At 59.0% G+C, this 15,626-nt stretch carries 13 protein-coding genes; 12 read left to right on the top strand and 1 reads right to left on the bottom strand.

Translation table 11 applies throughout. The features are described from left to right. Nucleotides 1-21: 21 nt before the first annotated feature. The 7 genes from DCN14_RS24945 (at nucleotide 22) to DCN14_RS24915 (ending at nucleotide 7,129) form a co-directional block, all read left to right on the top strand. Complete coding sequence (locus DCN14_RS24945) at nucleotides 22-894, top strand: plasmid stabilization protein (protein WP_096503295.1); 873 nt, start codon at nucleotides 22-24, stop codon at nucleotides 892-894. A 357-nt stretch (nucleotides 895-1,251) separates the two neighbouring features. Further along, nucleotides 1,252-1,593 carry a TraK family protein gene (locus DCN14_RS24940; RefSeq protein WP_143331662.1) on the top strand — a complete coding sequence of 114 codons (342 nt, stop codon included), beginning with the start codon at nucleotides 1,252-1,254 and terminating at the stop codon, nucleotides 1,591-1,593. A 301-nt stretch (nucleotides 1,594-1,894) separates the two neighbouring features. Beyond that, nucleotides 1,895-2,266 (top strand): conjugal transfer transcriptional regulator TraJ, encoded by a 372-nt coding sequence (gene traJ, locus DCN14_RS24935; protein WP_096503291.1) that lies wholly within the window; start codon nucleotides 1,895-1,897, stop codon nucleotides 2,264-2,266. Then, nucleotides 2,266-4,263 carry a TraI/MobA(P) family conjugative relaxase gene (gene traI, locus DCN14_RS24930; RefSeq protein ID WP_096503289.1) on the top strand — a complete coding sequence of 666 codons (1,998 nt, stop codon included), beginning with the start codon at nucleotides 2,266-2,268 and terminating at the stop codon, nucleotides 4,261-4,263. The genes traJ and traI overlap by 1 nt, the downstream gene beginning before the upstream one ends. 172 nt (nucleotides 4,264-4,435) lie before the next feature. Beyond that, nucleotides 4,436-5,194: a P-type conjugative transfer protein TrbJ gene (trbJ, locus tag DCN14_RS24925; protein WP_096503287.1), complete on the top strand. Its 759-nt coding sequence runs from the start codon at nucleotides 4,436-4,438 to the stop codon at nucleotides 5,192-5,194. Between the two features lie 200 nt (nucleotides 5,195-5,394). Further along, nucleotides 5,395-6,834, top strand: a complete 1,440-nt coding sequence (trbL, locus tag DCN14_RS24920) for a P-type conjugative transfer protein TrbL (protein WP_096503285.1) — start codon at nucleotides 5,395-5,397, stop codon at nucleotides 6,832-6,834. 64 nt (nucleotides 6,835-6,898) lie between these two features. Further along, nucleotides 6,899-7,129, top strand: coding sequence for a type I toxin-antitoxin system ptaRNA1 family toxin (locus tag DCN14_RS24915; protein WP_096503283.1), 231 nt, complete (start codon nucleotides 6,899-6,901; stop codon nucleotides 7,127-7,129). A 50-nt stretch (nucleotides 7,130-7,179) separates the two neighbouring features. On the opposite strand, the gene DCN14_RS24910 is transcribed toward DCN14_RS24915, so the two are convergent. Further along, on the bottom strand, nucleotides 7,180-7,431 hold the full coding sequence (locus DCN14_RS24910; protein WP_096503281.1) for a hypothetical protein: 252 nt from the start codon (nucleotides 7,429-7,431) through the stop codon (nucleotides 7,180-7,182). A gap of 838 nt (nucleotides 7,432-8,269) precedes the next feature. Between DCN14_RS24910 and DCN14_RS24900 the strand changes: the two genes are divergently transcribed. The 5 genes from DCN14_RS24900 to DCN14_RS24880 all read left to right on the top strand — a co-directional run bounded on the left by DCN14_RS24900 (nucleotide 8,270) and on the right by DCN14_RS24880 (nucleotide 15,551). Then, the gene (locus DCN14_RS24900) at nucleotides 8,270-8,596 is read left to right on the top strand and encodes a hypothetical protein (protein ID WP_172441891.1); all 327 of its coding nucleotides are present in this window, start codon (nucleotides 8,270-8,272) and stop codon (nucleotides 8,594-8,596) included. Nucleotides 8,597-8,919: 323 nt separating this feature from the next. After that, a complete protein-coding gene (locus tag DCN14_RS24895; RefSeq protein WP_096503279.1) occupies nucleotides 8,920-9,543 on the top strand; it encodes a recombinase family protein in 624 nt (207 codons plus the stop codon). Further along, nucleotides 9,540-12,320 (top strand): DNA methyltransferase, encoded by a 2,781-nt coding sequence (locus DCN14_RS24890; RefSeq protein WP_096503277.1) that lies wholly within the window; start codon nucleotides 9,540-9,542, stop codon nucleotides 12,318-12,320. Before DCN14_RS24895 ends, DCN14_RS24890 begins: the two co-directional genes overlap by 4 nt. Then, entirely contained in the window at nucleotides 12,317-14,371 is a 2,055-nt protein-coding gene (locus DCN14_RS24885) for a DEAD/DEAH box helicase (RefSeq protein ID WP_096503275.1), read from the top strand. Before DCN14_RS24890 ends, DCN14_RS24885 begins: the two co-directional genes overlap by 4 nt. Then, nucleotides 14,364-15,551: a GIY-YIG nuclease family protein gene (locus DCN14_RS24880; RefSeq protein ID WP_096503273.1), complete on the top strand. Its 1,188-nt coding sequence runs from the start codon at nucleotides 14,364-14,366 to the stop codon at nucleotides 15,549-15,551. Before DCN14_RS24885 ends, DCN14_RS24880 begins: the two co-directional genes overlap by 8 nt. The last annotated feature ends 75 nt before the right edge of the window (nucleotides 15,552-15,626 follow it).

The raw sequence follows: 15,626 nt of genomic DNA, 5'->3' as shown, positions 1-15,626 counted from the left end.
TGCTGCTCCTAGATATATCTGATGTCTAGGTCGCTGTTGCAACGATTCCCGAATGTGGTCGCACGTGCAGCCGAAGCGCAATCGCGCCTCGAAACACGCCGCGAAGCGATGGAACCACAGCAACTGTTCCTTCCTGGCCTTGAAGATTTCATGCGGGCCATGCCGAACCACATCGCCCGATCCAGTCTGTTTGCGCCAGTTGCGCGCGGACGAAAGCGCATTCACAAAGACACGGTTCTTGTTAGCCGTGCCGATGCAGTCATCAAATTTTGGGGAGAGCAATTGGACGAAGCTCAAGCGGATGTCTGGATGCAGGCTATGTATGAGGCATGTCGTTGGCCGCTGGGCGAGCCGGTCATCATCAAGCGTGCCGAGTTCTTGCGGTCTATCGGACGACAAACAGGGAACTACGAATACAAGTGGCTGAACCGGACTATGCAGGCGCTGACGTTCGCGATGCTAGTGATCGAAGTTCGCACCAAAGACGGCAAACCGAAGCTAGCGGTTGGTAAGAACCGCGCACTGCACATGGTTGAGGGCTTCGACTATGACGACGTCGCCGAGGCCTACACGTTGCGTATCGATCCGCGCTGGAGGGCAATGTTCGGCAACAGTGAATTCGCACTCATCGACTGGGAAAAGCGCCTTCGCTTCGGGGCACGCCAGGACATGGCGAAAGCGCTGCAACGCTTGGTTGCGACCTCCGACAGAAGGATTCAGCAATATGCACTCGACTGGCTCAAGGCCAAGCTGGAATACACGGGACGCATGCGTGATTTCGTCGATGCCCTGGAGCGAGCGATGCGAGAGCTTGAACGGCTCGAAATCATCACTGACGGCCGCATCGGGACCAGCACCAAAGGTAACGCCCAAGCCATGTGGATAAAGCTATGACTGCTATCGGGGTTACGTCGCGCGCACACCGGGGTTACGTCGCGTTTTGTCGGGGTTACATCGCGCTTTTTCGGGGTTACGTCGCGACGCCACCTGACAACCCACTGAAGCAATTGAATTTTTCCGCCCGTTTTTGCCGTTTACCTTCTTTCTACCTTTTTCTACCGACAGAGAGTGTGGACAACTCCAACTGAGGGACATTCATGAAACGAATCGCCATCACCGTGAGTGACAAGACCGCCACCGAAACTGAGGAGCCCGTGCAGCTACTCAACGATCACCATGAATTGCCCGGGTGGTTGGGAAGTTGCCAATCTGGCTCAGATGCATTTTTCACGGGGCTATGAGGTTGATGCCATGAAATCTCTGTCGGAACGAATTGCAGAGCGGGCGCGCGATAAGGCAGTGGTCACTCCGCACTCGAATCGCGCCGTAGTGTTGGCACTCCGTTCGGATATTCAACAGGCGGTCAACGATGGGTGGTCTGTCTTGGCGATCTACCAGACCTTGCATGACGAGGGGCGATTGACATTCAGCTACCAGGCTTTTCGGAGGTACGTGAATCAGCTGTTGCCCGACCGATGCAGCATCGAACGCAGGGGTAAGTTCAGCGCTAGCAGGCCAGCAGAAAAGGCGGCAGTAGCTCCCACCTCTAGTTTTACGTTCAATCCGCTGGCGGACACAAAGGATCTGCTTTGATTGGCAGTAACGGAGCCATGAGCGTGCTTCTCCCGTTCCTTGGCGTTCAATCATCGTTCAATGCGATCTTTTCGCGTTCAGTTTTGTTGCTACGTGGCGGATGCAGCGAAAAACAGCCTTTAGCAAACATTGAGTTGTACAGAAATCAAGGTGGTGATCGGGGCAGGATGTGTGAAGTAGTACCACCGGCAAGCCGGCGTTCCTATTTCACTTTCCCTTATTCGCACCTTCGGTACTCAACGGGCATCCCGCTCTGCGAGGCCAGCCGGCGGTGCCGGCGAGATTGACTGCGAGGGTTCCCATGGAGGAAACGGTGAAAGCCGCGACGCGCAAGGGCACGACACCTATCAAGGTGTATTGCTTGCCCGACGAGCGGGCAGAAATTGAGACGCTTGCAGCTACGAGCGGGAACAGCGCCTCAACGTACCTGCGCCTGGTCGGGTTGGGGTATCGGGTCGAGGGGATTGTCGATGCCGAGCAGGTACGCGAGCTGGTGCGCGTGAACGGCGATCTCGGCCGTCTTGGCGGCCTGCTCAAACTATGGCTGACGAACGACGCGCGTGTTGCAGGTTTTACCCCGGCGACGATTCACGCCTTGTTGTCGAGGATCGAGGCGACCCGCGACGAGATGAGCCATATCATGGAAAGCGTGATGCGGCCGAGGGGCCGGTGATGATCGCGAAGCACGTTCCTATGAGGTCACTCGGCAAGAGCGATTTTGCCGAGCTGGTGAAGTACATCACGGCCGATCAGGCAAGGGAGCACCGGATTGGCGAAGTGCGTATGACGAACTGCGCTGCCTATACGGTGCGAGACGCCATGACCGAAGTGCTCGCGACGCAGCGCGCGAATACCCGGGCGAAGGGGGACAAGACCTACCATCTCCTGGTCAGCTTTCGCGCCGGCGAACAACCTGACGCAGCGACCCTGGAAGCCATCGAATCTCGGATATGCGCCGGCCTCGGGTTTGGCGAGCATCAGCGCGTCAGTGCCGTGCATCACGACACCGACAATCTGCACATCCATATCGCCATCAACAAGATTCACCCGGTGCGGAACACGATTCATGAGCCGTACTACCCGCATCGGGCTTTGGCCGAACTGTGCGACGTGCTTGAACGTGCCTACGGTCTGCAACGCGACAACCATGAGCCGCGTCGGCGAGGTGCCGAGGCAAGCGCTGCCGATATGGAGCGGCATTCCGGCATCGAAAGTCTGGTCGGCTGGATCAAGCGCGAGTGCCTTACGGAAATTCGTGGCGCTCGGAGCTGGGTTGAGCTGCACGATGTCATGCACGCGAACGGACTAGAAATCCGTGCGAAGGGGAACGGGCTGGTGATCCAAGCCGGCAACGGTATGCAGATCAAGGCGAGTACCTTGGGCCGGGAGTTCTCAAAGGCGAAGCTGGAAAGCCAGTATGGGCCTTTCTCTGCATCGCCGGAACGACAAGCCGACGCACGGCCGAAACGAGAGTACCGGAAAGAGCCCTTGCGGCTGCGCGTGAACACGGTGGAACTGTATGGGCAGTATCAATCTGCGCAGCAGCGCATCAGCAAGAATCGTGCAGCCGCGCTGGCGGAGCTGCGTCGCCAGAAGGAAAAGCAGGTCGAGAACGCCAAGAAGGTGGGGCATGCTCGTCGTGCAGCGATCAAGCTGCTGGGCGGTGGTCGCCTAACTAAAAAGCTGCTGTATGCCCAGGTAAGCGGTGCGATGAAGTCGGAGCTGGAATCGATTTACGCGCAGCATCGTGTCGCCTGCAAGCACCTGTATGAGCAGCATCGCCGATACACATGGGCCGACTGGCTCAAGCAGGAAGCCTTGCAAGGTAATGCTGAGGCATTGGCTGCGTTGAGAGCCAGAGAGGCCGCCCAAGGCTTAAAGGGCGACACCATTCGGGCCGAAGGGCAGGCTCAGTCTGGTCGTGCCCCGGTGATCGACAACATCACGAAGAAGGGGACGATCATCTATCGCGCCGGCGGTAGCGCTGTGCGCGATGACGGCGATCGTCTCCAGGTATCGCGGGAAGCGAATCAGGCCGGCGTGCAACAGGCGTTACGGATGGCGGTTGAGCGTTACGGCGACCGTATCACTGTCACCGGTAGCGCCGAATTCAAAGCGCGTGTTATTCGTGCGGCGGTCGATATGCGACTTCCGGTCACGTTCGATGATCCGTCGATGGAGAGGTTGCGGCAACAGCATTTGGGCGACCAGGCCGCACATAGATCCCGAGTGCCGACCCGCCGGCCCGCCCTGAAACCAGTCGGACAGGAGCCTCCACCGGAGAGCAGGAATCGTCTGCGTACGCTGTCCCAGCTCCGCGCGTTGGTTGTCGGTGGTCGCGAGCAGGCGGTCGCCCGTCCGGCGACCATTCCGCCGGCCGTGCCCGACCATGTTCGTCAACGGGCCGAGCAGGCGGCAAGTCAGGCCGTGAGCCGGTTCCGGGCCGTCGCCAATCGCCGGAAGATGCGCGCCAACGGCTACGGTGATCGGGGCAACGCATGGCAAAGCCTCCCGGAGACGCTGCAGCAGCGCATCGAGCGCTTCAATGCTCAGTCGCCCGAACGCCAGGAAATCGAACTTGCAAGGATGCGTCGCGAGGCCGCAGCGCAGGGTAATGGCGACTCGCAGTTGCGCGAGGCGCGAGCCAAGCCGAAAGGGCATTCGCGCTGACGCGGGTGCTGAGCAGGCGTGTGTGCCGGTCAGCCTGAGCATCGTCCGGCACTCCGACACCGTGACATCACCCCAAGATGGCCGGGCTTCGGTGTCGCCCAGGTCAAGCACCGATGGCTTTCGTGGCGCAGCCATTCGATGTACCGATTGCCACGTATCAGAGGTATCCGTCATGAGAAAAATTTTAGCTGCTAAAACTGCCGCGCTGGCCGTGATGCTCGGCGTTGTGATGTCCGCCGGCGCACAGGGCATTCCGGTCATCGACGCCACGAACATTGCGCAGGCCACCGTCAGCGCAATCCAGAACGTCGCAGCGGTCGAAAAACAGATTCAGCAGTACGAGACGCAGTTGCAGCAGTACCAGAACATGCTGCAAAACACGCTCGCGCCGGCTGCCTGGGTGTGGGACCAGGCGAACCAGACGATCAGCAAGTTGCTAGCCGCGCAGGATGTGTTGACGCAGTTCAAGAGCCAGGCAGGCAGTCTCGATCAATATCTTTCCCGCTATGAGGACGTGAGCTACTACAGGTCGTCGCCATGCTTCACATCGAGCGGCTGTACGAATGCACAGCGACAGGCGTTGATCGATGCACAGGCCAACGGCTCGTCCTCGGTCAAGGCCGTGAACGATGCGGTGCTAAAAGGCGTCGATCAGCAGCAACAGACGCTCACGGCCGACGCGGCGAACCTTCGTTCGTTGCAATCACAAGCCACCAGCGCGACGGGGCAGATGCAGGCGATCCAAGCCGCGAATCAGCTCGCCAGCGCGCAGGCTAACCAGCTGCTGCAAATCCGTGGCCTGCTCGTCGCGCAGCAGGCGGCAGAGGCTACGCGCGCGCAGGTAGCGGCAGATCGGGAAGCTCAACAGATGGCAGCAAGTTCGCAGTTTCTCGGCGGAACCAGCAAGCGCAGTTCCGATAAACAGTGGTGAGTGGAGGTGTTGCCATGCGAATGCCAGTAGCGATCGTGATCATTGCAGTTGCCTTGGGGGTGCTCGCTGGGTGCGATCGACATGCGAAGGAAAATATGCGCGATGCGAGTGAAATGTCCTGCAAGGATCACCCGGCCAGTGGTTGCTTTCTCGGTGGGACGAGCAAGCCAAGTTCCTCGAAACAGTGGTGAGGTAATACGATGAAAAAGCTTTCAACAACAGGTCTCTTTCTGGCAGCTGTCGCGTTTGCCGGGCACGCTCATGCAGCGGTGTCGGTGACGAACGGAAGCGATGATCTCTTGAACACTATCCTGCAACGATACGCCGACGTTGCCAGTAGCTGGAGCACGACGATGGTGAGCTATGCCTCCTGGCTTTTTTGGGGGCTTGCGTTGCTTAGTATGACGTGGACATACGGCATGATGGCCTTGCGCAAGGCCGACATCGGTGAGTTCATGGCCGAAACAATTCGGTTTTTCACCGTGCTGGGTTTCTTCTGGTGGATTCTCAGCAACGGCCCGGCAATTTCAGTCTCGATAACCGATTCGATGAGACAGATCGCGGCGAAGGCATCGGGCCTGAGCAATGGCCTGGCCCCTTCGGGAATCGTCGATATCGGTTTCGATATCTTGAAGCGCGTTTCGGACGGCAGTCATTGGTCGGAGCCTGTTCAGTCAGCCATCGGAATCCTGGTTGCCGGTGTCAATCTCGTTGTGCTCGCGCTGGTCGGCGTGAACATGCTGCTGCTCCTGGTGACGGGCTGGATGCTCGCTTACGGCGGAGTGTTCCTGCTGGGCTTTGGTGGGGCGCGCTGGACATCCGATATCGCGATCCAATTCTATAAGACGGTCCTTGGTGTTGGCGTTCAGATATTCGCGATGATCTTGCTGGTCGGCATTGGCAAGTCATTTGTCGATCAATATTACGATTCACTCAAGGGCCAGGAGCTTTCGCTAAACGCGTTGTTCCTGCTCCTTCTGGTGTCCATCGTATTGCTTGCATTGGTGAATAAAGTGCCGCCAATGCTCGCAAGCATTGTCGGCGGCAGCTCGACGGGGGGAATCGGCGCTTTCGGTGCTGGTGCGGCGGCCGCTGCCGCAGGTTCAGCGATCGGCGCGGCCGGATTCGCGGTTGGTGCTGCCTCTGCGGTTGGTTCCGCCGCGATGGGCGCGGCGTCCAGCGCGGCCGGCGGTGCGTCGGCGCTGAGTGCGGCGTTTCAGTCTGCACAGCAGAACATGGCGAACGGCACAGGCATGTTCTCGGGCGGTGCTGGTTCCAGCAGTCTCGGCGGGAGTGGTACGAACGGCAGTTCGTCGGGCGGTAGCAGTGGTTTTGCGTCGGTGTTTGGCACGGCCGGCAAGTTCGCGGCCGACATGGGCACAAGCCTGGCCCAAGGGGCAGGTGCTGTTGCCAAGGACAAGGCTGCCGGCATGATGGACGCGGCGAAGGATCGTATCGCTCAAACCACGGGCGGCAAGATCGCGTCAGCCATTCAGGAAGGTTCGGAGGCTAAGCAGCAGGCTGGAGCGGATGCAGCGAGTTTCACCGGCAACAGCGTAGGTGGCGCGCAGGGCCGGCCTCAGTCAATCAACGACGAGGTAGCCGCGTTCGTCAATCGACAGCCTTTGCAGGACGCATGAAGGCGCACCGGCCGGCGGCAACCGGCCGGCACTTCCACGACAACACCTGATAGAGAGGTGAAGCATGGCAACTGCACATCATACCGAAGCACAACAGGTTATCCATCAAGCGGCGGAGCAGCTCGTGGCGCTGCATTTCATGGATCAGAACACTGCGCGCGAGCTGGCGCAGATGGCTGAGGCGATCGCAAACCTGTTCATGGTCGTGTTCTACCAGGCCGAAACAGGCCGGGCTACGCCAATGGATTTTCGTGAAGCGAAGACCGCCGTTGAGCGGTCGTTGGCTCGACACTGACGCAATAGGGATGTGAAAAGGGCGGCCACTGTGTGAACTGGCCGCCCTTTTCAATTGTCTTGACCGGGGATCTCGCGGCCGACCGGCGGCCCGAAATCAATCTCGTCATGCAGATTGTCCGGAGTGATGTTGGCGAGCAGATCGGCGAGTATAGGTACGGGACGCACGTTTTCGGTTCCCCAACTCGCTACCCATGCGTCGATTTCTTCAGCCGGAGCGAGGCCGGCTAGGCCCCCTGCCGTCCAACTTTTGGCCGTGACCTCGTTCATTTCTTCAATCGCTACGGGTTTCTTGGCGTTCATTGCTGTTCCTCAGCATTGCCTCGATGCGTTTGGCTCCGACGTTTGATGTCCACGCTGGTCGACATGGGCAATCGCACGAACCCTGCTTCGGGCAACTCCGCCCATTCGGCGGTGAACGGCAAATACAGTCTGATGACCCAATCCCTCCCGATTTGCGCCGCAGCGTAGGGGTGCAGTATTTCACCATCCTCGCGAACGCGATCAAAGCGCAGCAGAGGTTGTCTCGGGTAAGCCCGGGCGTTGTTACGTGCAGCAAACATCGTGCTGACTACTTCGTGCGGGACATCCTGGATGTCCGGACGTATCCGCCTCTCTTATCGCCGCGCGAATCGCGTCGTCATCCGACAGGTACGCGCACTCGAGTTCCGCCTCGTCAAATACTATTTCTTCGACCTTATACGGCGGCCCTGCGTACCAGATCGGGTCATCTTCAATGAGCCTGATTGCTGTCACAGTGCGAGAGCCAACATCCGTACAGCGCCACCAGAAGGGGCCGCATGTGAACGCCAGGCCGATATGGAAATCAGAGGGCTTCATTTCGAGGAATATTGCGGTAGCAAGTTACCAATCATAGCGAGAATCGCGGTGTCTATGGCGGTGGTACGTGACACGCCGCGGCCGGCCTTTCATACTGATGTGGGAGATGCTGCCAAGTGCATATCCGCTCGAAACAGGAGTGAAACATTGGAGGACTAGGTGAATTCAGTTGACAGGGCGGGGACGCTCGATCGAAATCGCGAGATCGAAATGTTTCAGTCAGAGGCGGACGTGCTCGCGTGGTGCGAGGTTGCGATGAGCCTCATTGAAGGCTGGGAAGTCGAACCGAAAGGAAATCACGATGAGCAACCGTAACCGTGGATGTGGCACCGCTGACGGTTTGCCGCCGCTTCGCGCGGAGCTGCAAACGGCTCACGACGAGATGAATGCTTCGAGAAGCTACTTTGCCTATGCGGTGTGCCGTACTCACGATGGTCGAGCGTGGGAAGTGAACATCCGCACGGGGAATATTTTTAGTGCACTGGAGCAACGTTACTGCGGCCGCTCGGAAGCGCTGGCCGCAGGGGAGGCCTGGTTGATGGACGAACGTTGCCGCGAACCGGATGCGGCCGAGCTTGCCTTTCGGCAGGTTTGGAAGGACTCGCATCTGTCTGCCGAGAACCCGTGAGCCTTGGGTCTCGTGAGGAGATCGTCTGACGGGAGGCGGTCTTTGACACTTGAGGGATCGGTGTCGCAGTGAATTCGCTAGGCTACTCGACTGCTGCCGCTTGGATTTTAGCGGCTAAAAAAACATGCGATCTTGGTGGATGGGTGGGTTCGAGCCAATCCCTCAAGTGTCAACGAACAGCTCCGGTGGACGGCACGTGCTCGCATGGCTTGTTCATCAAACGTTGGTTTGGTGAACACATGCCGCCTCATGCGAACTGACCGCTAGAAACGCCTTCGGTCTGTTAAAATTCCCGTCAATTTTTCAACGTCCGGCAACTGTCAATGAATCAACGGATCGGCTATGCCCGCGTTTCGACAGATGACCAGAACCTGGACCTGCAGCGCGATGCGCTGTGCCTAGCAGGGGTGGGATCCATCTACGAAGAAGCGGCTAGCGGCAAGGATGCTGCTCGGCAGGAGCTTGACCACTGTTTGAAGGCGTTGCGAGCGGGCGACACCCTTGTAGTCTGGCGGCTGGATAGGCTCGGGCGTAGCTTACCGGACCTTGTGAACATCGTCGCTGGATTGGAGGAAAAGGGTGTCGGCTTCGAGAGCATCACCGAGAAGATCGAGACCACTAGCGCGGCCGGGAAGCTGGTCTTCCATGTTTTTGCGGCGCTGGCAGAGTTCGAGCGCAACCTGATTCGGGAGCGGACACGGGCTGGTCTGGTCGCGGCACGAGCACGTGGCCGCTCTGGGGGACGCAAACCGAAGCTGGATGCGCGACAAATAAGGGAGATCAAGCGCTTGATGTCTGACCCGACTATCCCGGTCGGCCAGATTGCGGAGCGCTACAAGGTCTCGCGGACAACTATTTACAATGTGGCCCCCCGCAGTGCTGCGCCCGCTAGTGAGCCTCGGTCGGACGCGGGCCGGAAAAAGTCACATAGGCAAGATGCCACATGAACGCAGTAGAAATCGAACAAGCCATCACGGACCTCGCGGAGCAGCCCTTCGACCCCGCAGAATTCCCCTACGCCTTTCTTGAAGCCTTCGGCAATAAGGACACGACCATCAAGCGCCTTCGCGCCGGGGCGTCGAACAAGTCTGACCTGGGCGGCGTTCTGCAGACCAGCAACATTCACATCCTGACCTGCGGCACAGACCAAGTCACAACGACGCTGACCGCCCTCAAGGCGAGCCCGGCCACCGCCAAGGCCAAGGCGAAGTTCATCCTCGCAACTGACGGCATGGACTTCGAGGCTGAAGACCTGACCAGCGGCGAGACCGTCGCATGCGCCTTCAAGGACTTCCCAGACCATTTCGGCTTTTTCCTGCCGCTAGCGGGCATCAGCACCGTCCGTCAGATTAGCGAAAATGCCTTCGACATCCGGGCCACCAGCCGCCTGAATCGCCTGTATGTCGAACTGTTGAAAGATAACCCTGAATGGAGTACTTCGGAGCGGCGCCATGACATGAACCACTTCATGGCGCGGCTGATCTTCTGCTTCTTCGCCGAGGACACCGATATCTTCATCGGCAAGGGCCGCTTCACCGAAACCGTGGCGCAGATGAGTGCCAAGGACTCGTCGAATACGCACGAGGTCCTCGCCACCCTGTTCCGCGCCATGAACACTAAGCGCGAGGACCGGGCCGTAGCCAAGATTCCCCGCTGGGCCGAAGACTTCCCCTACGTCAACGGGCAGTTGTTCGCTGGCGGCGACGAAGTACCGCGATTCAGCAAGATTGCCCGGTCCTATCTGCTGCACGTCGGCGGATTGGACTGGACCAAGATCAATCCTGACATCTTTGGCTCGATGATCCAAGCCGTCGCCGAGGACGAGGAGCGCGGCGAGCTGGGGATGCACTACACGAGCGTCCCCAACATTCTGAAGGTGCTGAATCCGCTGTTCCTTGACGACCTGCGTTCCAAGCTGGAAGAGGCGGGTGACAATCCTCGTACGTTGCTAAACCTGCGCAAGCGCATGGCTAAGATCAGGGTCTTCGATCCGGCCTGCGGTTCTGGCAACTTCCTTGTCATAGCCTACAAGGAAATGCGCGCCATCGAGGCTGAGGTCAACAGACGGCGCGGTGAGCCGGATCGGGCATCAGGTATCCCGCTGACGAACTTCCGTGGGATTGAGCTGCGCGACTTCCCGGCGGAGATCGCGCGCCTTGCTCTCGTCATCGCCGAATACCAGTGTGATGTGCTGTACCGGGGGCAGAAGCTGGCATTGGCCGAGTTCTTGCCGCTCCGAAACGAGAACTGGATCACCTGCGGCAACGCGCTACAGCTCGACTGGTTAAGTATTTGCCCGCCGACGGGAACAGGCGTGACGGTGCAGGCCGATGATCTGTTTGGCACGCCGCTAGATCAAGCCGAGATTGACTTCGAGAACGAGGGTGGTGAGACGTACCTCTGTGGCAATCCGCCCTACCTAGGATCGCGCGATCAGAAGGAAGAACAGAAGGCTGATCTGCGGCTTCTATTCGACAAGCGGATCAATAACTGGAAGTCCCTTGACTATGTCGCCGGGTGGTTCTTGAAGGCGACCGACTACTGCACAAACACTAAGTCGATTTCGGCGTTTGTGTCCACCAACTCCATTTGCCAAGGATTACAAGTTCCAGTCCTCTGGCCAGCCATTTTCGGCAGTGGCTGTCAGATTGAATTTGCTCACACATCGTTTCGGTGGACCAATCTTGCAAGTCACAATGCAGGCGTGACCGTAGTCATCGTCGGCATTACGACGCAACCTCGCAGTCCGAGGCGTTTGTTCTCCCTCGACGATACCGGTCAGACCATCGAACGCCAATGCGCACATATCAATGCATATCTTGCGCCGGGCGAAAGTGTCATTGTTGAAAAGGCGAGCCAACCCCTCGACTCACGCAGCGAGATGACCTTCGGGAACATGCCGCTAGATGGAGGTAATTTGCTTCTTTCGCGCGATGAGCGCGACTCGTTGCACCTTACGCCAAGTCAACAAAGCCGCTTCATTCGTCGAATATATGGTTCAGCTGAGTTCATTCGTGGCCTGGAACGTTATTGTCTTTGGATTCAAGATCAACATCTAGCCGAAGCACAAACGATCCAGCCTATTTCTCAGCGCATTCAAAACGTGCACCGCCTAAGACTCAATGGAGGCGCTACTGCCAGGGAGTTGGCCGGACGACCGCACCAATTTCAAAGAACGCTTAGTGGCAAGTACTCGACGCTAATTGTTCCAAGGGTATCTTCTGAAACGCGCGAGTATCTCCCGTGTGGTTATGTGCCAAGCGATGCAGTCGCTTCCGACGCCGTTTGTGCCATGTATGACGCCCCCCTTTGGAACCTCGCCCTGATTGCATCACGCCTGCACATCGTATGGATTGGAGCTGTGTGCGGCAAGATGAAAACCGACTATCGATACTCCAACACTCTAGGATGGAACACTTTTCCAGTCCCGACTTTGACGGAAAAAAACATGGCTGACCTCGCACGCTGTGCCGAGGACATCTTGCTTGCGCGCGAGCATCACTTCCCCGCGACCATCGCAGACCTGTACGACCCCGAGAACATGCCTGCCGATCTGCGCGCGGCTCATGAGCGTAACGACGAAGTGCTGGAGCGCATCTATATCGGCCGGCGTTTTAAGAACGACACTGAGCGGCTCGAAAAGCTGTTTGACCTCTACACCAAGATGACCGCTTCGGCCGCACCGGCCAGGGGAAAGAAGCGAAAAGCCGGAGCCAACGCATGAGCGAGAAGATTAAATCTGTACCGTCCGTTTCCGTTACCTACGCTCGCAACGGCGCATCGGCCAAGGCTAACGCGCTTGGGATGCGGCCCATGCAGGAGCGCGCCTATGAGAAGCGAGGTGAACAATACCTGCTCATCAAGTCGCCGCCCGCATCGGGCAAGAGCCGAGCCCTCATGTTCATCGCGCTGGATAAGTTGCAGAACCAGGGATTGAAGCAGGCCATCATTGTTGTGCCGGAGAAGTCTATCGGTGCCAGCTTCAATGACGAGCCGTTGGCAAAGTACGGCTTCTGGTCCGACTGGCATGTTGAACCCAAGTGGAACCTGTGCAACGCGCCGGGCAACGACAATGGCGGCAAGGTCAAATCCCTGGGTGCATTCCTTGAAAGTGACGACAAGGTATTGGTGTGCACCCACGCCACTTTCCGCTTCGCGGTCGATGCCTATGGTGTGGAGGCATTCGACGAGCGCCTGATCGCCGTCGATGAGTTTCACCATGTTTCAGCCAACCCTGACAACAAGTTGGGCGCGCACTTGGGTCAATTCATCGCGCGCGGCAAGACGCACATCGTCGCGATGACCGGCTCCTATTTCCGCGGCGACGCTGAGGCCGTGCTTGCTCCGGCCGATGAGGCCAAGTTCGACACCGTCACCTACACCTACTACGAACAGCTTAACGGCTACGAGTACCTCAAGCAACTCGACATCGGCTACTTTTTCTACAGCGGCCCCTACGTCGATGACATTCTCAACGTCCTCAATCCAGCCGAGAAGACCATCATCCACATTCCCAACGTCAATTCGCGCGAAAGCACGAAGGACAAGATGCGCGAGGTGGAACACATCATCGAGGCGCTGGGGGAGTGGCAGGGCATCGACGCCGGCACCGGCTTCCAGCTCGTCATGCGCCCCGATGGCCGCATGCTGCGCATTGCTGATCTTGTCGATGACGATGCCAGCAAGCGCGACCGCGTGTCCGCCGCGCTGAAAGACCCGACACAGAAGAACAACCGCGGTCATGTGGACATCATCATCGCGCTTGGCATGGCGAAGGAGGGTTTTGACTGGATTTGGTGCGAACACGCGCTGACAGTGGGCTACCGCGCTAGCCTGACCGAGATCGTGCAGATCATCGGGCGCGCGACTCGCGATGCGCCAGGCAAGACCCGAGCGAGATTCACCAACCTGATCGCCGAGCCGGATGCGACCGAAGCGGCTGTCACTGAGGCTATCAACGATACGTTGAAGGCCATCGCGGCGAGCCTGCTGATGGAGCAGGTGCTTGCCCCGCGCTTCGAGTTCAAACCGAAGAACCCCGACAGTGGTCCGACGCCGGGCTTTGACTACGGCGAGGGTGGCTACGACCCTGATCGCTGCAATATCGGTGTCAATGAGCAGACGGGAGCGTATCAAATCGAGATCAAGGGCCTCGCCGAGCCGAAAAGCAAGGAGGCTGCGCGTATCTGCCAGGAAGACCTAAACGAAGTCATCGCAGCCTTCGTACAGGATAAGTCCACCATCGAGCGTGGCCTGTTCGATGAGGAACTGGTGCCTGAGGAGCTGACGCAGGTTCGCATGGGTAAGATCATCAAGGATAAATACCCTGACCTTGACGCCGAAGATCAGGAGGCCGTGCGCCAGCACGCCATTGCCGCCCTTAACATTACGCAACAAGCCAAGCGCCTTGTCACCGAAGTCGAGGGCGACGGACCGCCAAACACCGCCCTGGTCGATGGCGTGCGCCGCTTTGCGATGGACGTGCGCGAGCTGGATATCGACCTCATCGACCGCATCAACCCGTTCGGGGAAGCCTACGCCATCCTCGCCAAAACCATGAGCGAGGATAGCTTGAAGCAGGTCGCGGCGGCCATCTCGGCCAAACGCACGAGCCTGACGCCAGATGAGGCGAAGGAGATGGCCGTTCGCGCCGTCCAGTTCAAGAAGGAGCGCGGACGCATTCCGGCGCTCGATTCTCAGGATGTGTGGGAGCGACGCATGGCCGAAGGCGCGGCCGCATTCATGCGTTTCAAGGCGGAGGGGCGGTATGAGTAACTCCGATCTTGACGCACTCGCTGCGGAGCTTGCCGATTTCGCACCGCCCGAGGAGAAGGGCGGACGCCCGGCTAGCGAGGAGCGCGTCATCGCAGGCTTCGAGGAAATCCAGCGCTTCACCGAGCAGCACGGGCATGCGCCGCAGCATGGTGAAGACCGTGACATATTCGAGCGTCTTTACGCGGTACGGCTCGACCGCTTGCGCGCGCTCCCGGACTGCCGCGCTCTGCTTGAGCCGTTAGACCATCAGGGCTTGCTTGCCGGGGCGCTGACCGTTGCTGCTTCGGCGAAGCAACCCGTTGACATCAACGACCTGGCTGCCGAGCTGGCGGGCACCGGCGACGCGAACGACATTACGGTCCTGCGTCATGTCCGTACCAGCGCCGACAAGCGCGCTGCTGAGGAGATCGCGGATCGCAAACCCTGCGAGGACTTCGAGGCGTTCAAGCCACTGTTCGAGCGCGTAACGACGGAAGTCAAGATCGGCTTTCGCCAGTCCCAGCCCATAGGCGCGGGCAGCCGCGCGATTGAAGCCGGGGACTTTTTCGTTCTCGATGGCATTACGCTCTACGTCGCCGAGGTCGGCGAGCCGCTGAAGACGACCGCCAGGGAGGTGGACCGCCGCCTGCGCCTCATTTTCTCCAATGGTACCGAGAGCAATCTGCTGCTGCGCTCGCTCCAGCGTGCGTTCTACAACGACCCCGCCGCGCGGCGGCTGGCTTCGCCCGAGAGCGGGCAACTCTCCTTCGGCGGTGAGCTTGAGGCCGATGATGTCGAAAGCGGCACGATCTACGTCCTGCGCTCTCTGTCCGATCATCCGTACGTTGCGCAGCACCGCGACATCATTCATAAGATGGGCGTGACCGGCGGCAGAGTGGAGACGCGCATCGCCAACGCCGAACACGACTCCACCTACCTGCTGGCGAAGGTCGAAGTGGTGGCGACCTACAAGCTCGCGGGCATCAACCGCACCCGGATGGAGAACTTGTTTCACAGACTGTTTGCACCCGCACGGTTGAACATCACCATCAACGACCGCTTCGGTCACCCCGTGCAGCCCGAGGAATGGTTTCTCGTTCCACTGTTCGTCATCGACGAGGCCGTCGCACGCATCAAGGATGGCAGCATCACCGGCTACATCTACGATCCCCAAGCGGCAAAGCTGGTGAAAGCAGAGTAGTTCGAGTTCAAGTTGAAGCCCACCGAAGAGTGGCTGCGACAGCTCCGCTGCACCAGACGAGGAAGCCATCGGACG

It is taken from the genome of Burkholderia sp. IDO3 (assembly GCF_003366075.1).
GTDB lineage: Bacteria > Pseudomonadota > Gammaproteobacteria > Burkholderiales > Burkholderiaceae > Burkholderia > Burkholderia anthina.
This window is presented reverse-complemented; position numbering and strand designations above follow the sequence as displayed.